Source organism: Candidatus Wallbacteria bacterium (assembly GCA_028687545.1).
Taxonomy (GTDB): Bacteria; Muiribacteriota; JAQTZZ01; order JAQTZZ01; family JAQTZZ01; genus JAQTZZ01.
The window spans coordinates 1-20044 of sequence record JAQTZZ010000025.1 but is presented as its reverse complement, the minus strand read 5'-3'; the positions used below and the strand labels follow the sequence as shown (position 1 = coordinate 20044).

Sequence of the window (20044 nt, the reverse complement as noted above, 5' to 3'; positions counted from 1 at the left end):
AATGTTGATGGAGAGTAATATGAAAATAATCGTACTGTTCTTTATGATACTGTTGTTCCTGCTCCCTGCTTTCGCAGGCGACATCTGCACCAAACTCAATACAAATGACGGCTCAAGCGCTTTTAAAATCCAGGATAAAGACAGCAAATTGCTTTTTTCAGTCGATTCCAGCGGCAAGGTTGGGATAGGGACAGGTAGCCCGCAATCGATCCTCCAGGTATCAGGACCAAGTACTGAAGTTTTCTCAGCAACCAATTTGAGCAGTGCATTCCTTGCGCTCACTAATACCAATACTACTACCAACAATTTCAGCAGACTGTTGTTCAACACAATTGATAATAGCGGTGTATTGGCCACTGGAGCCGGGCTCAGCGCCATATTCACGAGCCATACGACCAATGCCGTTTCGGCAGACCTTGCGATTCAAACCAAGAATGCTGGTACAGTTGCAGAAATCGCACGCTTTACGGCAGCAGGCAGCCTCGGAATCGGGATATCTAACCCAGGGGCAAAGCTTCAGATCTCTGCAGGTGATTCATCACTTGCATTATTTGGACCAAATGCCACATGGGGTGGCAAACTTTATGTGGGAGCAGCTACAGATCAGGGGCGAGTAGCATCTACTGCACAGATTATATCCTCAAACGGCAATCTTCATCTTGATTCAGCACCATCATGTAATTTGTATCTGAATTATTTTCAACCAACAAATACTTACCTCAATTACAACGGTGGAAATGTTGCGATCGGAGCCGTGAACCCTGTTTATAAACTACATGTGGCGGGCGATATCTATGCTAATGGAGGATGGCTTAGAACGAGCGGTGCTACTGGATGGTTTAACGAAACCTATGCCGGGGGTTGGTACATGACCGATGCAACCTGGATCAGAGCTTACAATGGTAAATACGTATGGGTAGATCAGGTATTGGGATGCAATACCGGATTGACAGTTGGATATGGTGGTGCTGCTCCCGGTTCGTGGGGTGGTGCAATATTTGCAGGTCCAGTCGCCATTGGAACCAGTAACAATAGTACCGGTTATGCATTATATGTAAATGGGTATGTCTATAGTTATGGATATTATTCTGATGTTAGATTTAAGAAAAACATCACACCCTTATCAGATTCTCTTGAGAAAATTTCCAAACTGCAGGGAATTAACTTTGAATGGAAAAAGGATAAAGTACCGAACAAAATGTTTGAAAGCGGCAAGCGAGTTGGACTGATCGCCCAGGAAGTGGAAAAAATTATTCCAGAAGTGGTGACTACGGACAATGAAGGATTTAAAGGGATCTACTACGAGAAAATAGTGCCTTATTTAATTGAAGCAATCAAAGAACAGCAGAAGGCTATCGATTCCTTGGAGACTGAATTGAAGCGGAGAAACGATGCTCTGGAGAAACTAGCGATTAAATGATAAAAATAACACTGCTTTTATTAGTATCTCTATATTTAATCCCTGTTTTTGCTGTAGACATTTGCACCAGGCTCAACACAAATAACGGAACCAGCGCTTTCAAAATTCTGGATTCTGACAATAAGCTGCTATTCACAGTGGATTCAAGCGGCAAAATCGGAATAGGAACTGGGAGCCCTCAATCGATTCTACATGTTTTAAATCCAAGTGCTGAAGTGTTTGCTGCAAACACTTTGAGAAGCTCTCTTCTGGCTCTCACAAACACTAGTTTGACTAACAACACTTTCGGCAGATTATCATTCAACACCAATGACAATAGCGGTATGACGGCAGCCGGGGCAGGGATCTGCACAATATTCTCAAGTCATACAACTTCCCAGGTTTCCGCAGATCTCGCCATTCAAACCAGGAACGCGGGTGCAGTTATGGAAACTGCACGTTTTACTTCGTCCGGCAATCTCGGAATCGGGATTGTGAGCCCTGGTGCGAAGCTTCAAATCTCTGCAGGTGATTCATCACTTGCACTATACGGACCCAATACCTCAGGCGGTAAACTATATGTTGGAGCTGGTGGAAATCAGGGTGTTGCTTCGACTGCCCAGGTTTTATCCACAAATGGTAATCTTCATCTGGATTCTGCGCCCGCATGCGGTTTGTACCTTAATTATTTAAATCCGACCAATACTTACATTCATTACAATGGAGGCAATGTCGCTGTCGGCGGAGCAACGACAGGGTATAAATTGACTGTTAACGGGGAAGTTTATGCAAATGGTGGGTGGCTAAGAACGAGCGAAGGTGCAGGATTTTATAATGACAGCTATGGCGGGGGCTGGTATATGTCAGATACAACTTGGATTAGAGCATATAATCCAAAATATGTTTGGATTGACCAAGTGCTGGGATGCAATGCCGGATTAACCGTAGGGTATTCAGGTGGAGCTCCAGCTTCGTGGGGTGGTGCAATCTTTGCAGGTCCTGTAGGTATCGGAATGCAGAATAATGCCGGGTATACTTTGCAGGTGGCTGGCTACATTTACAGTCCCTATGGGGGTCATTCTGATGTCCGGTGGAAGAAAAATATTACTCCTTTGACAGGTTCTCTTGGTAAGATTTGTAAACTGGAAGGAGTCACCTATGAATGGAAAAAAGAGGAAAATCAGACTAAAGGGTTTGAAACAGGCACTCGGGTTGGGTTGATCGCTCAAGAAGTGGAAAAGATTATTCCTGAATTAGTGACTACAGATAAAGATGGATATAAAGGGTTGTATTACGAAAAACTTGTACCTTTATTGATTGAAGCGATTAAAGAGCAGCGAAAGAAGATAGAATCGTTGAAAGTTGAATTGAAGCGGCAGAACGAGATCCAGGATCAGCTCGCAGCGAAGTAGAAGAAGATGGAATCTTGTAAAAGAACCTATGGCGATTTAATTTACACCAGCCATATTCAGTGAAGGGTGACAGAAAGGACTTGTTTCAAATACGGCATAACAAGAGATGTTAGATCAATCGTTGTTGAGGGGAAAATGGAAAAAATAACACTGTTCATGATGATAACGTTGATTCTAATCCCTGCTTCCGCAGGTGACATCTGCACCAAGCTCAATACAAATGACGGATCAGGTGCTTTCAAAGTGCAGGATAAAGACAGCAATCTGCTGTTCTCGGTAGATTCCAAAGGCATTAACCCGAGTGTCCGGATAACTGCCGCAAGCGCTGACGGCGGGCAGCTGGAATGGAGGAGTACAGGAGTCACCAGGCATTTCAATCTCGATCAGGTCCAGGATGGTACTGCTCCACGCTTCAGAATATTTACCGAAGACGATCTGCTGGATGCCAACGGGCTCGAACTGTTAACAATAAGGAACAACGGCAATGTCGGGATCGGCGTTCCCACTCCCAACACCAGCCTTGAAATCAGTTTTGATTCCCCAAATTCTACTCTAACTGGCAGAACCGCATATGGTGGTCTGCATTTCAAGCAGAGTACCACAGCCGACGATTTCGTCGGAATTACCACTTCCGCTACAGACAGCGGCACTCAGGGCGGAATTCTCTTTCAGGGCAGCGGGGCGTATGGAACAAAGATCCATTTTCTCACTACCAACATATATACCAGCGGCATGCAGGACAGAATGGTGATAGACCATCTGGGCAATGTCGGGATCGGGTCTATCAGCCCGAGTTCTGCTCTTGAAATAAACAGAACTGCTGCAACCCCGATGCTAACAATGTATTCAAACAGGTTGAGCGATTCCTCTGTGATGGAAAACAGAATTTTATTCGGTGGACAGACCAATTCAGGCTGGTCGACTCCAAATGGAGCCGGCATAGATTTCCACGTCAGCTATCCTGCAGCAGGTGCAAATGCCTCGCTAAATCTATGGGCTTATCCACAAACAACAGCCTCTCCATCTTTAACAATTAATGGAGGAAATGTGGGTGTCGGGAGAACACCGACATACAAGTTGGATGTGAATGGACGTATAGCCGCTCGTTGTACCGGAGCTTCGGGTTGGGGTGGAACATATTTGGGCTTGTTTGCCGATGTTGGCGATTTACCTGGCTATCCGACCAGTATTTATCAAGTCATCAAAACAGATGGATCCTATATAGGATTCTCCATAGGGGGACTTTATTCATCATATATAGATGTAAATGGTTATTATACACGAGTTTCAAGTCGAACTATGAAGGAAAATATTATGCAGACTGACTATCAGCAGATTCTAAACAAACTCGAAACTTTAGAAGTATCGAAATGGAATTTCACATCTGGGAGTGATTCTGTCAAGCACATAGGCCCTTTTGCTGAAGATTTCTACGCGACTTTTGGCCTGAATGGTACTAATGAAACCAAGATCTCTGATGGAGATCTATCCGGCATTGCCCTTGCAGGAATCAAAGGACTTATCGAAAGAGTTAAGAAACTCAATCGCGAGGTCAGCGATCTGAAAGCGGATAATGAAGCGCTGCGTAAAGGTATTGAAGAACAAAAGCAAGATCATGAACTATTTGCCACGCTTCAGAAACGACTTGATGCCCTTGAAGTAAAATCGAAGTGAGTATTTTTTTTCGTATCCCAGAAGAAAATCGGGAGCGGAAAACATTAGGATGCGAATGAATTATTACAGCAGTAAACATTTTAGTTACTATTCAGCAATACATTCCGGAGGATAAATGAAGATAATCACACTGTTGCTGTTAGTAATGATGTTCATTATACCTATTTTCGCAGGGGACATCTGCACCAGGCTCAATACGAATGACGGATCAGGAGCTTTCAAGGTACTGGATTCGGACAGTGCATTATTATTTTCAGTCGATTCCAAAGGATTCGCCAATCTGAAAGGTGGCTTAAGGCTTGATTCTTCAGGTGCCAAAGCCACTACTCCGGAGGATTTGATAGTGGATGGCAAAGTTGGCATTGCAACCACCACATTGCCTGCCAAACTTTCTCTGGGAAGCGGTGAAATTGCCATACCTTCAGTGAGCGATGTCAACAGCGCGTATACAAGAATAGGTATTGACAGCAGCTGGGTGCAGTATTTTGCCAACAATGCGTATGTCACGACCGGCAGCACCTATAACTATGTCAATACCGCAGGGTATGGCGGGCAGGCTGCCAGACTAGTGTTATCCAACGGGGAAGCTTATATAGAAACTGCGAGTGGAGGCGTAAATCCCATTGCCTGGCGAAGGGATCTGAAGATTGACAATGCTGGAAGGGTTACAAAACCATATCAACCAGCTTTTGTGGCAAGATTCAGCGGCACAAACAACCCCGGGAGTTGGGTGGTCTGGAACATAGTGGAGACCAATATCGGCAATTGCTATAACAGCAGCAACGGAAATTTTTATGCGCCTGTGGCAGGCATGTATGTCTTTGGATTCAATCTTCTGCTGCCATATGCCGGTTCCCAGGAATACAGATATGCCTTTTATAAAAACAGTGCCTTATACAATTGTATAATCGGCTACAAGAATTATGACTATTATCTGGCTTATTATTATGGTACAGGCTTCTCCTACTGGCAGACGTTACAGGGAACGATAACCGTTTATCTGAACGCCGGGGAATACATCGGCATCTTTTACGTGTCGGGAACCGGCGCAACTTATAACGACCCGAATTACGATTGTTTCTGGGGATACCTGCAGGGTTGAACGATTTTATCTATAGTCTTCAGCTAGAAGAGACAGGTGCAAACACTTGGAATATGTAGTTACATCCCGGAGGATAAAATGAAAAAAATCTTACTGCTCATAATGATAACTCTGTTCCTGGTTTCTGCTTTCGCAGGCGACATCTGCACAAAATTGAACACAAACGACGGCACATCCGCTTTTAATGTGCAGGATTCGGTTGGAGCAACCATATTTTCGGTAGCTTCGTCAGGAGAAGTGGGTGTGAAATTAGGCGATGGAACCAGCGTCAGTAAGTTGCTGCTGGACGGAAAAGACATCAAACTGAAGATCATGGCGCATGATGAGGATAAAAAGATCTGGATTCAGTCCGGCCAATCATGGGGAACAAATACTGAAGCTGCGGATATATATTTTACAGGTATCAATGGCAGTCCTGTTCAGATGATCATCAAAGGCAATGGCAATGTAGGGATCGGGACAGCGGCCCCGGTAAGTCACGTTCCCTCCCTATTGGTGGAAACTCTTTAGCCACAGTAGCCGCAGGCACTCATACAATAAAAATTCGATGGTGTTCACAATCCGGAACACAAGCACTCATGTATTCAGCATCATACCCGGATCTTTACGGATGCACATTAACAGTGATGGAAATTGCTCAATAGGGGTGGAATCTGGGTGAGATCTGGGGTCAGGTGGGATCTAGAGTCATGTCTTGAAAATCGGGTGTTGTATTCAGTGATAGTTGGTAAAAGGATCATCTTATTACACGCATTTCTGAAAAAGACCGGCAAAACACCTGATAAAGAAATAAATAGAGCCAGTAGAAATTTTGAAGAATTTATATCAAGGGAGGCAGACTTATGAAGAAGAAAGATTATGCGGCTTTTAAGGAAGAACAACTCAAAGATCTGGAGTTCAAGGAAATGTATCTGAAAGAAATGGAACTTCTGCGCTTGGCGTATAAGTTAGCTAAACTGAGAAAAGAAGCTCATCTTACCCAGGCAGACCTTGCAAAAAAAACGGCACTACCCAGAGTGTCATAGCCAGGCTGGAAAACGGCAAACAGAATGTCAGCTTTTTTATGCTGCAAAAAATAGCCGACATTTTCGGAAAAAAACTGGAAATCAGGTTCTCTAATTTTTCTCCGGCTTGAAGTAACGGTGGACAGAAAGGGACCGTGTCTTGACAGGCTGTTGACAATTGACATTGTCATTTTTTAGAACAGATGTAGTTCGCTTAAAATCTATCCAGCCACTGCATATTCGAAGGAGCGGGGATTCTCCATTCTTTTGGAGGCTTTTAAAATTTCCAGCCCTACGATGTTACCGTTTTTATCATAATCAATAATCACACCCGGTTTGTCTTCATCGCTTTCTTCGACAGATTCGTTACTTAGTAAGATTTTCAATACATCAACATCCGGATCGTAAATCACTTTCATGATGTCCTCCAATATTTTTCAAATTTGCTGGTCCTGTAAACAGTTATAATTTTAATCGGATCTAGTGTGTCATCAACGATCACCCTGACAAGGTACATTTTTTGATTCTCAAAAATAGCTTTCGACTGATATGCCTTTAATCCTCCATATTCATTGACAATCTGATCAGGAGTTGCAAGTACTGCTTCAACCATGCTTTTAGATATCCCTCGATTCTGCATTTCCAGCATGGCATGGGAGGAAAAGATACAGTTCATAATATGAGTATAACATATATTTGAATCCGGCAGGAAGAGAATTAAAGCGCGGAAACTGGGTTCAGGACTTGAAAATTAGCGTCAATTAGGAACGGAAATAGCTGACGCCCTGAATAATTGGCATGTCATTTTTGAAAACTGATTAAATCCGTTTTGTTTATCCAGCCCCAGAATACTCGGATAAGGTGGTTACTGTCAAAACAAATCTTTCTTTAAATTAAAGAAGAAATATGATATTGTTTCTTTATTATGAGTAAAGAATTACTAAAAGAAATCATCCGGGATTTTCATCAGTCGGTTTTTCCTGATGTTGAAACCAGGAATTTAACAGTCCCCACAGACAGCGGAAAAATCGTGACAATCATCGGCCCGCGTCGTGCCGGGAAGAGCTATTTTCTTTATTATCTGATGAAAAAACTCCGGATACCCAGAGAAAATCTAGTTTACATCAGTTTCGAGGACGAGCGCCTTGACCTGAAAACCGAAGAATTGGATTTGATCTTGCAGGCTTACAGGGAATTGTATCCGGAAAATGATCTCTGCAAGGTGTTTTTTTTCTTTGATGAAATCCAGAACATTGATCACTGGGATAAATTCATCAGAAGGGTTTACGATTCGATCAGTCGTCACATTTTCATCACAGGATCAAATTCGAAATCACTCAGCCGCGAAATATCTACTGCTTTGCGCGGCAGGACCATCTGTTACGAACTTTTTCCCCTCTCCTTTCCGGAATATCTTTCATTCCACAAGGTCGGAATTGAAATTCATTCCTCGAAAAACAGAAGCCTGATAATCCGGCATTTTCAGAAATACCTGCGCTACGGAGGATTTCCTGAACTGATCAGATTCGAAGATAACCTGAAGGACAAAATTCTTCAGGAATATTTCAACACCATGCTTTTCAGGGATATCATAGAAAGATATGAAATCAAGCAGATTTATGTGCTTAAATATTTCATAAAAAGACTTTTTTCTTCGACAGGCCGGGAATTTTCGATAAATAAAATATTTAACGAGCTGAAATCACAGGGCATAAAAATCGGAAAAAATCTGTTGTATGAGTTTCTGGAAAACCTGGAAAATATATATCTGATGCTCATTTTGAAAAGATACGATGAGAAAATAACCAGACTCGAACTGGCAGAGAAAAAGATCTACTGCATTGATAACGGCATTTTACAGGCCGTCAGTTTCAGATTTTCGAAGGATTCGGGTAAAATTCTGGAAAATCTGGTAGCCATTGAACTGAAGAGAAGGCATAAAAATGTGTATTTTGCCAAAAACCACAGCGAATGCGATTTCATTGTTTCTGAGCGCGATGGAATAATCGCTTGTTACCAGGTTTGTTCAGTAATGAATGATCCTGTTACAAGGGATAGAGAGATCAAAGGCCTGATCAACGCGCAGAAAAAATTTGGCGGTGCTGGTTTTATTATCACTGAAAACGAAGAAGAGGTGATCAAAACCCCTGAATCCAACATTATCGTGATTCCAGCCTATAAGTTCTTAATCTTCCCTGAAAAATACCGGTAGCGTAAAGGCTGAACTTACCCTGCAAATCCAGCGATCAACTGGTGCAGGCTGTGCGAGAAATAGTGCGAGAAATAGGGTCTGGTCTTTAAAATTAGCGTGAATTACGGATCTGAAATAGAGGACGCTCCAGAATAAATGACTATATTTTATTTGGGTAATAACGATGCCAGGCTTACACTTTGAAAGTATGAAAATCACTGGTTTAAAAGGAATCCTCAGGCGGACACCGTCAAAAAATTTAAACAAATTCGTTTGACTTTGACGATGGGAATGCTATAATGCGACAGGGTTGAACGGATTGAACTGTAAAACCCGTGTTTAATTTAATAGTATGAGAGTATACTTAGAATAATAGGCAAAATAAGCATACTAAATAAACCGACAAGGTAAGCCAATGCCAAGTTTTTTCAAGAAGTCCAATGACAGGATTGCGCTGGAAATCAGCCCTGACGGAGTTCAGCTCCTTTATTTCAAAGGCGGCAGATTCGCCCGGGAAAAGACAATTGTTTTCTCTGAAAATGTCCGCGGCAATGAATTCCAGGAAGACAATCTTGTGCACCTGATGTTTGAGGAATTCAAGAAGGAAGCAAAGGTCGAGGAAACCTTGCCAGTCTCTCTGGTTGTGGAGAAAAACAGCTTCAACCTGCGCGTGGCAGAGCTGCCGAGCGTCAGTGAAGCCAAACTGCGCTCCCTGATTTTCTGGGATCTGGCTACTTATTTCAATTTCGACACTACCGAAATATACTGGGACTTCAGTGTGCTCGAAGACCTCCGCAACGGCAACAGCCGCGTTCTGATCGGAGCTGTGAAAAAGCAGGAATGGGACCGCATCTCTGCGATCGTAAAAAGTTCAGGATTTGCGCTGTCAGGGCTGGAATCTCCAATCTCATGCTTCCAGACCCTGTTCGACAAGACAGGCGAAAGCCAGGGCCAGGTAGCTGCCGTTTATTTTTCTACAGACAGCGCTCTCTGCTGCTTCATGGTGAACAATGTGCCGATCTTCTTCCGTGAACTCACTTATAATCTGGGCGACGATGACAGTGTGAACCGGCTGCATGAAAAATGGGACCATACCCAGGCCTTTTTCCAGGCCAATTTCCGTTTCTTCGTCAACAAGGTCTATCTCTGCGGCCGCGTGCCTGAAAACATTTTGAGTACCCTGGAGCAGATCTTCGGCAAGGGTGTAAAACTGATCTCCGGACTTCCGGAAGCAGGAGTCAGCGAATACAGACTGCTTCCCCTTGCAGCCTGCGCCTTGCGCGAGAAACCGCTTTTCCCGGTCAGCCGGCTTACCGCTGAACTGGAAATGCCGGCCAAGGAACGGGATCGGATGCGCCTGGAACTTCCTAGGGTGGCAGAGATTTATGTGCTGCTCGGAACTTTGATCCTGCTTATCGCCTCTTACCTCTCCCTGCATTTTTATAATGTCTGGCTGTCCAGGGAAATGGTGCGTTCTTCCCAGGTCTGCCAGCGCTATTATCCCCTGATCCAGAAGCTCAATGAGGTGCAGGTACAGAAAGAAAAGCTGGCAGTCAAGGAAAAACAGCTGCTGGCTCTCTCTAACACCAAGAGTGGAGTCGTTGATTTACTGACCGAATTGTCTAGCAGGCTTCCTGCTACAAGCTGGATCAGCAGCCTGAATGTTACCAGCGCGGGCAATGGCCTGAAAATCCAGTTCACAGGAAGTGCAGGGGATTATGACAGCCAGATGAATTTCCTGGAATCTCTGAAATCATTAAAGAATATCAGGGAATTGAATCTGGACAGTATCCGCCAGAGCAACAAATCCGGCAGCCTCTGGGATTATTCCATTTCGCTCAGGATTCAGGAGGCATTGCATGAATAAGAACAGGAGAGACAAAATCCTTCTGTACATCATCTTTGCCTTGATCGTAGTGGTGTTCGTACAACGGCTGTTTTTCAGGCCTCTTTATAAAGATACAGTTGAACTCAAGTCAAAAATAATGGAAATTAATGCTCAGATCGCCAATGCCAGGACCAAGGTGAATTCCATGCCTGAACTCCAGAATGAGCTGGATTTGCTCAACAGCCATGTGGCTGAAATCAACAAATCCATCTTTGCAGGCAATGAGTTCCAGCTGATCAAGAAAATCTGGGAAATCGCAGGACAGACGAATCTTATGATCAAGGAAATGACGCCTGTCGGAGTTTCTGAGACCGACATTTCCAGGGATTCCAATTATTCCCTCACTTTCACGGCCAGCTATCTGGAATTTTTCAATTTCGTACGTTTCTGTGAGCTGTTGCTGCCTGTGAATCTCCAGGTGACTGATTTTAACCTCGTTTCCAGCGGAAACAGGGAAAACGGACAGCTGAAGATTGTCGTCAAAGTGGTCAAGGAGTGACAATGCCTAAAAAAGCTTTGATCCTGATTTTGATAGTACTGGCTCTGATATTCTTTCTCCGGAAATCAGGCAATAAAGATGAAGTTGTTCTGCCCTTGCTGATGGCAGAGACTCCTGCCCGCGAAAATACTGCTCCATTGCAGGTGGCAAAACTTGAAGCCCAGGTGATCAGGGATGTTTTTCAAATTCCTGATCAATACAGGGAAAAAATAGCGGTTGCAGTTCCTGCTGCAGTGAATAAAGCACCTGAATCCGCAGGAATCAAGCCTGTCCTGAATGGTATTTTTCTTGGGACCAGGCATTTTGCTGTGATCGACGGCAGCATCTATCAGGAAGGTGATGATCTCAATGGCAGGAAGATCCAGAGCATCGAAAAGACGGGTGTGAAACTGGAAAATGGAGATACCATCAATGCGGAGTAAGAGTAGAGATTGTAATAAACAAGGAGAGAATATGCTCACGAAAGCGGCACTGGCATTTACGGCATTGTCTGTGTTGGTTATTTACGGATGCACCGGGGGAAACAGCGCTACAGCACTTTACCCGGCTGCGGACTTTTCCGTTGAGACAAACTCTGCTGCAGGAATTCTGCACCCTGACACGATCGAAGCAACCGTTGCCAAACTGCCGGATGCTTCTTTCACTTTCTACTCCAGGACCTCTTTACCGGGTAAACTGATCCAGGCCAAATGGAATTATTTTTCCGGTGCCACCAATATTAACCTGGCGCTGGGACTGCCTGCTGGCGGCCTTTCTTCAAACCTGAACTATACCATCCCTGGAAATTCTTATAAGTCACCGTCAACGCTTACAATTTCCTGTTTCACACCCGGGATTCTGGCGAAAATGGTGAATTTGACCACAACAACCGCCGACGATGTCGACCCTGTCAAAGTAGTATTCGTTTTCAGCATGTCCGACAATCTGGATAGATATGCAGCCCCTGCAGAATGCAATGTCTTTTTGACTACAGCGGTTAAATAATGAAGGTAACAGTTCTAAGGAGGACATCCATGAAATATAACTCAAAACTGACGGTGCTGATCATACTTTTATTTACTGCAATCTCGATGGCCGTCGATCTTGACAAGCAGACGGTCACCATGGAATTCAAGGATGTCGATATCCAGACCGTACTTCAGATATTCGTGAAAGAGAAAGGTCTCAACATCGTCGCAGGGGATGATGTGAGGGGAAGAATTTCAGTCAGCCTTAACAACGTCACTCTTAAGAGAGCGTTGGAAGCGATTCTGGATGTGAACGGTTTCGGTTATTCGTTAGAAGGAGATATCGTCAGAGTGTTCAAGCAGGGTAATGAACACCGGGTGAATGAGATTGTAAACCTGCAGAAGTTGGATGCGGAACAAGCCAAGAATCTGATGGCGAGCCTGCTCGGACCAGGCGGTACGATCACAGCTGATGCGAGCACCCGAAGCCTTCTGATCGTGGACACTCCCGACCGGATCAGGAACATCAGAGAAACAATCTCCAGCCTGGAAGGAAAAGTCATTCCTTCTTTCGCAGGCACCAAAGAAGGAACGATCACTCCCTTTATCGGCATCCCGAATACCGTATCTGTGGGTAAAGAACTCCGGATCATCCCCATCAAACTGGGCAATGCAGCCGAAATTGCACTCATGATCAAACCTTTGCTGTCATTCGACGCTGTCATCCTGACTGACGAGAAAACCAATACTCTGTTCATCACTGACAGAAAACAGGCGATCGATTCTGCGGCCTCAGTAATCAGTTATCTTGACAGGAAGCCCATGCAGGTGATGATTGAAGCCAAGATCATGGAAGTCGCGCTCAGCAAGTCAGACACCATGGGAATGGACTGGTTCTGGCATAACATCATGACCGGAGTGTATGATGCTGCCGGGAATCCCGAAGACCTCGCTTCACTTGCCGTCAAGATCCCTGCCGCTGTGCTTGATCCCAGAAATCCGGGCGGCACAATCCGTTTCGGGACCATGGATTCCAGAAATTTCAACATGGCCCTGAAAGCGCTTTCTACTAAATCTGATGCCAAACTTTTATCAGCCCCCAAAGTGGCTACTCTGAATAACTGCTCAGCTGAAATCGAGATCAACAGCAGATGGCCGAAGCAGCAGCAGCAGACCACCACCAGCGCGGGTAACGCCCCTCGCGATACAGTCACCTACGATTTTGTGGATGTTCCGATCAAACTGAATGTAGTGCCCAAGATCGGGGAAGACGGCTTCATCAACATGCAGCTTGAGATCCAGGTGGACAATGTGGTGGAAATTGTGGATGTCGCGACCAACACCCCGCGCATCACTTCCAGAAGAACCACAACCATGATGCGGGTCAGGGACGGGGACACCATCGCCATCGGCGGTCTGATCAAGAACGATGTGCTGAATAAAACAAGTAAAGTACCTGTACTGGGCGATCTTCCCCTCATTAAATCAATGTTCAGATCCACTGCGCAATCTCTGGAAAAAAGCGAATTGATTATATTCATTACTCCTGTGATCATGGATACTGGAATTGATCAGAGAGACATCAAAGTCAAAGATGCATTACGCAAAAAGATCGAATCCAGCCTGAAAGATGAACCGCTGGATAAAAGCCCGCTCCGCAAGGAAGAAGTACAAAAACTGGTGGACGAGCTCAAGTCTGATTTGCATTAGGCTGTTGAAAAGCGGTCATCTGCGTTGTCGCGCTCTATCCGCCTCGTTCACCGTACGATTAGTACGGCTCACTTCGTCGAATTTCGCGCTTCTAGCATCTGACCGCTTTTGAACAGCCTAAATTGTTAGCGTCTTTTTCCGGAGATAGGGAGATAAGTATGGTGTCCCCTTATCTCACCTTTTAGCTCAAGACTTTTGAAAAAGGCTACTAAGCCAGGCAGTTCAAAAACTGCCAGATGCAAGGCGCACGATTTCGCGCAAAGCGAGCTGTATCTAGTGCATCTAAACCAATGCAAGCATTAGTCAAGATGCACTTGAAATGTACAGTAAGCTGCGCAGGATGAGTGCAACGAAGCAGATGGTAGTTTTTCAGCTGCCTAGGAAGTGGAAGTCATGCTGCTGGGTACTGTTGTCAATGAGACGTATCCAGTGCAGCTGACGCGGTTTTGATTGGCATCAGTGCCATAGAAGGTGACTACTGCTGAAACAGGGGAGAGCAGATCGACTTCCCCGCTGTTGTAAGCTTTGTCTGAGGGATGGATTTTATAATAGACGTCCCTTGAATACACCGGGATGGTGAGAGAGAGGTCAGTGCTCGTCGTGAGATAGGCCGACAGTTTCCCCATCACTTTCAGGGAGTTGGTAGCCAGGCCGACTTTGGTATAAAGGAGTACGCCGGCTTCATCCAGATAGTCCACTGAATAGCCGTCGATGAAAACATTGGTGCCTTGAAGCAGTTTCAGCGTCACTGAAGTGGAAGGCAGAACCGAATTGATAGTCAGCCCGTCCTGGGATGGGACCGGGGCCAGGACACTTGAGCCTGTACTGACTACAATCATTTTCGCATCAGGACTGAACGGAGAATGTCCGCAACCCAGAATCAACAGAATCGCGGTCAGGAATCCGAATGACAGATATTTTAGCGACGGTTTATTCAAAATATTCGCTGATTTCATAGGGATTACCCTCCTCATAGTCCATGATCGTCGGAGTGATGAAAATAATGGTCTCCACCCGGTTTTTCGTCATCGAATTGAAGGTGAAAAGCCTGCCGATACCGGGGATATCACCCAGAAGGGGCAGCTTGTTTTCCACATGGGATTTGGTTTCCTTGACCAGACCGCCGATCACCATTGTATCGCCGTTCCTGACCAGCACCTGAGTGTCGGCTTCCGTAGTTCCAATGATCGGTTCGCCGGTTGACTGAACCACGCCGTTCTGCTGGGATATTTCAGGGTGAACCTTGAGAGTGACGTAATTATCTGAGCTGATGGTGGGAGTGACTGTAAGAGTGATTCCCACATCTTTGAAGGTGACCTTGCTGGTGGTGCCTGTGCTTGTAGTAGTGGTTTCCTCGAATGGAATTTTTTCGCCGATCAGGATCTTGGATTCGACATTGTCGAGGGTGGTGATGGTCGGGTTGCTGACCACCTTGATATTGGAAATTGTCTTCAGAGCGTTCAGGAGAGATGTGAACTGTTCATTGTCGAGTGTGCCGAACTTGAAGGAGAATGTGAAATTGTTGCTGGCTTCCGGGAAGAGCAGGGTTTTCATCGTGTTTTCCTGGTCAAGCGCTTTATTGGTGTTGTTCTTGGGCACCAGCTTGGTCCAGTTGACTCCTTCGCTGTGCTTATCATCCAGTGTGACCTCGATGATCTTGGCTGTAATTACAACCTGGCGGTTTCTGGCGTCCAGGCGTTTGATGTATTTCTTCAGAGACAGGATATCTGCCGGTTTCCCGGAAATGATCAGGCTGTTGGTGCGTGCATCGCTGGATATCTGCAATTTGCTGTATTCATCGTGCTTCTTGAAGACGTCGCTCTGAAGTATGGAAACGATGTCTACAGCCTTGGCATAGCGCACATTGTAGATTTCTGTCTGCAGCTGCTTCGATTCAGCAGGAAGGTCGAGTTTCTTGATGTATTCGGCAATTTTATCGATGTTTTCCTGATAATCGATCACGATGCTGGTGCTGTTCTGGGAATTTACCTGCAGTATGCCTTCCTGTGATTTAAGGGTGGTGAGGATCGACTCGATGTCTTTGGGATCGACATACTTGAAAGAGAAAACGTGCAGGATTTTCCTGGTTTTATCGGATTCAATGTCGATCTCAGCGATCAGCTTCTGCATCTTCCTGATGTTTTCGATAGCGTCTGTAACCAGGATCGACTTGGTTCGTTTGTCGATCTTGACAGAGCCGGTGCGGCCCTTGAATGCATCGAGCAGCAGAACGACCTCACTGGCTTCGGCGAAATTCAGCTTGATAATTTCAGTGACTTCGCGGGAAATCGGGATCACAGTCACAATTTTCTGTTCAATCTGAAAGTCGAATTTATTGGCTTCAGCCAGGGATTTTAGAATTTCGATGATGGTCTTGTCTTCGACCTGGATGTTGATTTTCCCTTTAACGTCCACACCTGTGACCAGGCTGTAAGTGGTGTCTTGAAACAGTGCGGTCAGAACCTGGGGCAATTCGGTGCGGACAAAGTTGAGCGAGACTTTCTGATTAAGCACTGGATCGTTCGGATCGAATTTCATGAGCAGAGCCGGTTTTTCGGGAACTGCATTAGGCAGTTCCGTCATAAGTTCGATGGTGGAAGGAGATTGAAGCTGAGGCATCGGTGCGGCTTTCAACGGTTTTTCGAGACTGGTGCCCTGCTTTGAATCTGTGATTGCACGCTCCAGGAATGTTATCTTGCGGGTCAATGAATCGATCCCGAATGAATAAAGCAGTTCGAGTTCCTCTGAAAATTCCTGGGTGAGCTTCTGAAGGCCTTCCAGAAGTTCAGTGGAAACAGTCGAGACCTGTTCGCGGGTCATGCTTTCCAGATTGGACAGTGAAACTGCGAGCAGTGAAGCAACTTCGCGCCTGGTCAGTGTGATGCCCGGCTGATAAAGGTCGCCTTTTTCCCCAAGCAGATTTTCCGTTTTCAACCCTTCCAGGATTTTATAGGAGTAATGCGACTGCGGAACAGGGTCATTGATGCCAGCTGCCGCCATCGTGAACAAGATCAGGAGCAGTATTAAACTACATCTCATTTTCGGCACTCCCTTCGAGCGGAAATTCATATTCCAGCCCGTTTTTAAGCAGCACGATCCTTTTGATCTCGATGAGCTTGATCAGGCCACCGCACAGTTCATCGCCCACCTTATATAACTTATCGTCAATCAGCGCCTGAAAGCTCTCCTTTTTTTTAATGATCCCAAGCAGATTGATCTTGATTACTTCGCGCTCGACCTTTTTCTCTTCCTTCTTTTTCTCTATGATTAAATGCTCCATGGTAGACCATTTGCTGGTTCCATTGTCATTCTTGGCTATTGCTCTCATCAACAGTTCGCCCTCAATCAGATTGTCGAAAATGTAGGGTGATTTCAGATCTGTTTTCAGATCCCCGTTGATCTCGAAATCATATGATTTTGCTTGCAGAACAGGTGCCCAGCTCACCACGAACCTGCCGTCCTGGTCGGGGTTCTCGTATTCCGTGATTTTGAGCAGCGGGGCATTGAGATCGATCCGTTCCTGGAAAATATTCCGACCGAAACTCTGTTCGAAAGCGAAGATATCTTTCAACTCGCTTGAAATAACTACAGGTGTGACTGCTGATGCTTCGACTGTCTTGCCGACGACCAGATTCGTTTCAACGGTAGTTTTTTTGGTCACAGGCTGCACAGCTGTTTCCGAAGTTTTGACCTGGGCCACTTGCGGAAGCTTTGGGGGCTTGGTGTCGGAAACATTCGAAGGCGGCGGAGGTACTGGAGGAGTGTTGACGGGTATGGCAGCACCGGGCTGCACAGGCTTCATTAAAAGCAAGGCGCACACGAGCATCGCAGTCAGCGTGGCCAGAATGAAAAAGATCAGTTTGATCTTATTCATTGGACTCACCCATTACGACTACCAGTTTAAGTTTGCATTCGATGGCGCCGGTATTCATGGAATCTGTATCCAGGCTGAGACTGTCCACTATGATTATGTTTTCGATCTGGTTCAGATAAAAAAAGAATTTGGCTATGTCGATGAACTCTCCGGACATCTCGATGAAAATCGGCAGTTCCAGCCAGGTGATCTTATCCGGGGTTTTCTGCGTGCCGGGTTGTTGTACAGTCAAGCGCTGATTGGGAACGGATGATGCACCAGAAGGTGATGGAGGGGTGCTTCCAGAACCGGGTGGAGGTGGAGGCGGAGGTGCGGATTGCTCTGAACTAGAGGAAACCGGTTTCGGCGGGCTTGGCTTGTCGGAAGCTTCGGAAATTTTTTCGTTTTTCTGGATTCCGCCCTGTTTGATGCTGTTCAGATAGATTTTCATCCTCGGCTTGGAGGCGATCTGGGTGATCTTGTCCAGGAGGACGGGTATATCTTTGCGCTCTATCTTGTATTCTTCAAAACTCTTAAGCTTTTTTTTCAGCGTTTCGATCTTGGAATTCAAGTCAGGGATATCGAATCGTTTCAGCTCTTCCTGAGTAGTCTCAAACTGGCGGCGGTTATTGTCCGAATTGCTTTTGACTTTCCGGATATCAGAGTTCAGTGGAAGCAGGAAAAAGGACAAGTAGCAGAAGATAAGGATGAAAATGCCGGAAAATCCGCCCAGGATCAGCTTGTCATTTTTCATAATTAATATTTTTCAGGCTGCCCTTCAAAGAAAAGAGCAGTTTCCTTTTTTTATTCTGGGCTGCATTTCCTTCTGAAAACATTGTGTCTTCAAGCGCGACCTCGTCGCTGAAATACTTGTTTTTGCCGAGGTCGATCGCAGCCATAGTCGCCATGTTCGTATCTCCGGTCTTTCCTGAGAGTGTGAAAGAATAATTACGGTTCTTTTCCATCTTGAAGTTCAGCGAATCCACTATCACTTCTTCAGTAAAAGTATGTGAAAGCGAAACCATGATTTCGGACCAGTTGCGCTTTCCCTGGAAGATGCTGGCTTTTTCGCGCACCTTTATTTCCAGGTTCTTGAATTCATTTCTAAGAGCAACTGCTTGCTCCAGTTTTGTGGATAGCTGGTTGAGGTTGGTCGAGTAATCTGCGGACTTGCTTGAATAGTAAATCTTGGATGTATTCAGAAACAGATAAGGCACAAGCATCAGAATGAAAAGTCCGGCATAGATGACAGTAAAAAGCAGCTTCGGATTCGGGATCATCTTTTCCAGACGGATCATGATTTCTTTATAGAAGTACTGGATATCTTCGGATGAGGAGAGTGAAACTTCTTTCTTCGGCCTGAGATACTTGGCCAGCAGGTTGATCCTGGAAATGGATCCCTTATTTTCGATTACTCCGCCTATCACAGTGGCGAAAAGGTTGGTATTGAGACCGCTGAATTCCGGGCTGATGCTCAATTCCGGATTCGGTTCCAGTCTGAGAAGTTCGACATTCGCTTCCAGGTTGTCTTTCAGATATGGAGCAATTCCTTTGAGGCCGGCCAGTCCCCCGGTCAGCAGCACCCTGTCAATCTTCTTGGCTCCGGTCTGGGTCTTATAGTATCCGATGGAAAGCCTGACCCTCTGCAGCAGATTGTTGATGCCGTCCCTGACCCATTCCACGACTTTCTCGTCGCTGCCGGTGAGCCCGTTTTCAATTTTCAGCCTGGAAGCTTTTTCCAGATTACCCTCAACCTGAAGCGGATTCCCGGCCAGGTTTTCAGCGATCAGTTCGTCGATCTGGAAGGAACCCATTGGGATCACGCGGCTGAAATCAAGGCCTCCACAGTTGAGAATGTTCACTGAGGTAGTCTGATAGCCGATATCGATGTGCGCGATGATTTCATCCGAAATTTTTCCACCCTGCATTTTGATCAGGTTTTCCGAGATCGGAGGGGTCACGACGATCGAACTCAGTTTCAGTCCCAGCCGCTCGAACAGCTGGTAATATTTCTGCAGCTCCTCTTTCTTATATGCGGCAACGAAGGCCTTCAGTTTTTTTACGCCTTCCTTTTCCACTTCCCCGACGATGAAATAGTCCAGTTCCGCTTCTTCCAGCGAGAATGGCAGTTCCTTCTTGGACTCGAATGGAACCGCGGTCGGCAGCTCTTCGACCGGAATCTTCGGGAGCAGGATGTAGCGGATGATGATGCTGGTGCCGCTGACACACAAGACACAGTAATGATCCTGAAGCTTGTTTTCCTCGATGTAAGCGGTCAGGAGGTCAAGCCCGGAAAATTTCAGAAGGTCGTCTCTCTTGAGGTCGAGTTCTGCGTATTTTTCCAGGACCAGACCTGCTTCTTCGA

The 20044-nt window shown here is 45.6% G+C and carries 21 protein-coding genes; 14 read left to right on the top strand and 7 right to left on the bottom strand.

All coding sequences use genetic code 11. The features are described 5' to 3' along the window. The first annotated feature begins 19 nt into the window (after positions 1-19). The 8 genes from PHW04_11290 to PHW04_11255 all read left to right on the top strand — a co-directional run bounded on the left by PHW04_11290 (position 20) and on the right by PHW04_11255 (position 6722). On the top strand, positions 20-1420 hold the full coding sequence (locus PHW04_11290) for a tail fiber domain-containing protein (protein ID MDD2716462.1): 1401 nt from the start codon (positions 20-22) through the stop codon (positions 1418-1420). Next, positions 1417-2811 (top strand): tail fiber domain-containing protein, encoded by a 1395-nt coding sequence (locus tag PHW04_11285; protein ID MDD2716461.1) that lies wholly within the window; start codon positions 1417-1419, stop codon positions 2809-2811. The genes PHW04_11290 and PHW04_11285 overlap by 4 nt, the downstream gene beginning before the upstream one ends. A gap of 135 nt (positions 2812-2946) precedes the next feature. Next, entirely contained in the window at positions 2947-4485 is a 1539-nt protein-coding gene (locus PHW04_11280) for a hypothetical protein (protein ID MDD2716460.1), read from the top strand. A gap of 115 nt (positions 4486-4600) precedes the next feature. Beyond that, positions 4601-5587, top strand: a complete 987-nt coding sequence (locus tag PHW04_11275; GenBank protein ID MDD2716459.1) for a hypothetical protein — start codon at positions 4601-4603, stop codon at positions 5585-5587. Between the two features lie 78 nt (positions 5588-5665). Beyond that, a complete protein-coding gene (locus tag PHW04_11270) occupies positions 5666-6097 on the top strand; it encodes a hypothetical protein (protein ID MDD2716458.1) in 432 nt (143 codons plus the stop codon). A 195-nt stretch (positions 6098-6292) separates the two neighbouring features. Next, positions 6293-6433 (top strand): type II toxin-antitoxin system RelE/ParE family toxin, encoded by a 141-nt coding sequence (locus PHW04_11265; protein ID MDD2716457.1) that lies wholly within the window; start codon positions 6293-6295, stop codon positions 6431-6433. Further along, a complete protein-coding gene (locus tag PHW04_11260) occupies positions 6430-6612 on the top strand; it encodes a hypothetical protein (protein ID MDD2716456.1) in 183 nt (60 codons plus the stop codon). The genes PHW04_11265 and PHW04_11260 overlap by 4 nt, the downstream gene beginning before the upstream one ends. 5 nt (positions 6613-6617) lie before the next feature. Continuing rightward, the gene (locus PHW04_11255; protein MDD2716455.1) at positions 6618-6722 is read left to right on the top strand and encodes a hypothetical protein; all 105 of its coding nucleotides are present in this window, start codon (positions 6618-6620) and stop codon (positions 6720-6722) included. 90 nt (positions 6723-6812) lie between these two features. Here PHW04_11255 and PHW04_11250 read toward each other — a convergent pair whose 3' ends face one another. Both PHW04_11250 and PHW04_11245 read right to left on the bottom strand, forming a co-directional pair. Continuing rightward, complete coding sequence (locus tag PHW04_11250; GenBank protein ID MDD2716454.1) at positions 6813-7010, bottom strand: DUF2283 domain-containing protein; 198 nt, start codon at positions 7008-7010, stop codon at positions 6813-6815. Then, positions 7007-7267: a DUF4258 domain-containing protein gene (locus tag PHW04_11245; GenBank protein MDD2716453.1), complete on the bottom strand. Its 261-nt coding sequence runs from the start codon at positions 7265-7267 to the stop codon at positions 7007-7009. The genes PHW04_11250 and PHW04_11245 overlap by 4 nt, the downstream gene beginning before the upstream one ends. A gap of 249 nt (positions 7268-7516) precedes the next feature. On the opposite strand from PHW04_11245, the gene PHW04_11240 reads away from it, so the two are divergent. The 6 genes from PHW04_11240 to PHW04_11215 all read left to right on the top strand — a co-directional run bounded on the left by PHW04_11240 (position 7517) and on the right by PHW04_11215 (position 13826). Further along, positions 7517-8803, top strand: a complete 1287-nt coding sequence (locus tag PHW04_11240) for an ATP-binding protein (GenBank protein ID MDD2716452.1) — start codon at positions 7517-7519, stop codon at positions 8801-8803. 394 nt (positions 8804-9197) lie between these two features. Beyond that, on the top strand, positions 9198-10649 hold the full coding sequence (locus PHW04_11235) for a PilN domain-containing protein (GenBank protein ID MDD2716451.1): 1452 nt from the start codon (positions 9198-9200) through the stop codon (positions 10647-10649). Further along, positions 10642-11169 (top strand): type 4a pilus biogenesis protein PilO, encoded by a 528-nt coding sequence (gene pilO / locus PHW04_11230; protein ID MDD2716450.1) that lies wholly within the window; start codon positions 10642-10644, stop codon positions 11167-11169. Before PHW04_11235 ends, pilO (PHW04_11230) begins: the two co-directional genes overlap by 8 nt. Before the next feature lie 2 nt (positions 11170-11171). Next, entirely contained in the window at positions 11172-11591 is a 420-nt protein-coding gene (locus PHW04_11225; protein ID MDD2716449.1) for a hypothetical protein, read from the top strand. 31 nt (positions 11592-11622) lie between these two features. Then, positions 11623-12153, top strand: a complete 531-nt coding sequence (locus PHW04_11220) for a hypothetical protein (GenBank protein ID MDD2716448.1) — start codon at positions 11623-11625, stop codon at positions 12151-12153. 29 nt (positions 12154-12182) lie between these two features. Continuing rightward, on the top strand, positions 12183-13826 hold the full coding sequence (locus PHW04_11215; protein ID MDD2716447.1) for a secretin N-terminal domain-containing protein: 1644 nt from the start codon (positions 12183-12185) through the stop codon (positions 13824-13826). A 377-nt stretch (positions 13827-14203) separates the two neighbouring features. Here the strand turns inward: PHW04_11215 and PHW04_11210 are convergent, their stop codons facing one another. The 5 genes from PHW04_11210 to pilM all read right to left on the bottom strand — a co-directional run. Then, entirely contained in the window at positions 14204-14782 is a 579-nt protein-coding gene (locus PHW04_11210) for a hypothetical protein (GenBank protein ID MDD2716446.1), read from the bottom strand. Next, entirely contained in the window at positions 14757-16865 is a 2109-nt protein-coding gene (locus PHW04_11205) for a secretin N-terminal domain-containing protein (GenBank protein ID MDD2716445.1), read from the bottom strand. The genes PHW04_11210 and PHW04_11205 overlap by 26 nt, the downstream gene beginning before the upstream one ends. Then, positions 16855-17700 carry a hypothetical protein gene (locus PHW04_11200; protein MDD2716444.1) on the bottom strand — a complete coding sequence of 282 codons (846 nt, stop codon included), beginning with the start codon at positions 17698-17700 and terminating at the stop codon, positions 16855-16857. Before PHW04_11200 ends, PHW04_11205 begins: the two co-directional genes overlap by 11 nt. Beyond that, complete coding sequence (pilO, locus tag PHW04_11195; protein ID MDD2716443.1) at positions 17693-18433, bottom strand: type 4a pilus biogenesis protein PilO; 741 nt, start codon at positions 18431-18433, stop codon at positions 17693-17695. Before pilO (PHW04_11195) ends, PHW04_11200 begins: the two co-directional genes overlap by 8 nt. Further along, positions 18423-20044 (bottom strand): pilus assembly protein PilM (gene pilM / locus PHW04_11190; protein MDD2716442.1); only part of this gene is annotated, 1622 nt, incomplete at its 5' end. The genes pilM and pilO (PHW04_11195), both read right to left, overlap by 11 nt.

Bases quoted from the DNA above. Each gene is read 5' to 3' on its own strand.
- PHW04_11290 (MDD2716462.1), top strand. From the start codon at position 20: ATGAAAATAATCGTACTGTTCTTTATGATACTGTTGTTCCTGCTCCCT.
- PHW04_11285 (MDD2716461.1), top strand. From the start codon at position 1,417: ATGATAAAAATAACACTGCTTTTATTAGTATCTCTATATTTAATCCCT.
- PHW04_11280 (MDD2716460.1), top strand. From the start codon at position 2,947: ATGGAAAAAATAACACTGTTCATGATGATAACGTTGATTCTAATCCCT.
- PHW04_11275 (MDD2716459.1), top strand. From the start codon at position 4,601: ATGAAGATAATCACACTGTTGCTGTTAGTAATGATGTTCATTATACCT.
- PHW04_11270 (MDD2716458.1), top strand. From the start codon at position 5,666: ATGAAAAAAATCTTACTGCTCATAATGATAACTCTGTTCCTGGTTTCT.
- PHW04_11260 (MDD2716456.1), top strand. From the start codon at position 6,430: ATGAAGAAGAAAGATTATGCGGCTTTTAAGGAAGAACAACTCAAAGAT.
- PHW04_11250 (MDD2716454.1), bottom strand. From the start codon at position 7,010: ATGAAAGTGATTTACGATCCGGATGTTGATGTATTGAAAATCTTACTA.
- PHW04_11245 (MDD2716453.1), bottom strand. From the start codon at position 7,267: ATGAACTGTATCTTTTCCTCCCATGCCATGCTGGAAATGCAGAATCGA.
- PHW04_11240 (MDD2716452.1), top strand. From the start codon at position 7,517: ATGAGTAAAGAATTACTAAAAGAAATCATCCGGGATTTTCATCAGTCG.
- PHW04_11235 (MDD2716451.1), top strand. From the start codon at position 9,198: ATGCCAAGTTTTTTCAAGAAGTCCAATGACAGGATTGCGCTGGAAATC.
- pilO (MDD2716450.1), top strand. From the start codon at position 10,642: ATGAATAAGAACAGGAGAGACAAAATCCTTCTGTACATCATCTTTGCC.
- PHW04_11225 (MDD2716449.1), top strand. From the start codon at position 11,172: ATGCCTAAAAAAGCTTTGATCCTGATTTTGATAGTACTGGCTCTGATA.
- PHW04_11220 (MDD2716448.1), top strand. From the start codon at position 11,623: ATGCTCACGAAAGCGGCACTGGCATTTACGGCATTGTCTGTGTTGGTT.
- PHW04_11215 (MDD2716447.1), top strand. From the start codon at position 12,183: ATGAAATATAACTCAAAACTGACGGTGCTGATCATACTTTTATTTACT.
- PHW04_11210 (MDD2716446.1), bottom strand. From the start codon at position 14,782: ATGAAATCAGCGAATATTTTGAATAAACCGTCGCTAAAATATCTGTCA.
- PHW04_11205 (MDD2716445.1), bottom strand. From the start codon at position 16,865: ATGAGATGTAGTTTAATACTGCTCCTGATCTTGTTCACGATGGCGGCA.
- PHW04_11200 (MDD2716444.1), bottom strand. From the start codon at position 17,700: ATGAATAAGATCAAACTGATCTTTTTCATTCTGGCCACGCTGACTGCG.
- pilO (MDD2716443.1), bottom strand. From the start codon at position 18,433: ATGAAAAATGACAAGCTGATCCTGGGCGGATTTTCCGGCATTTTCATC.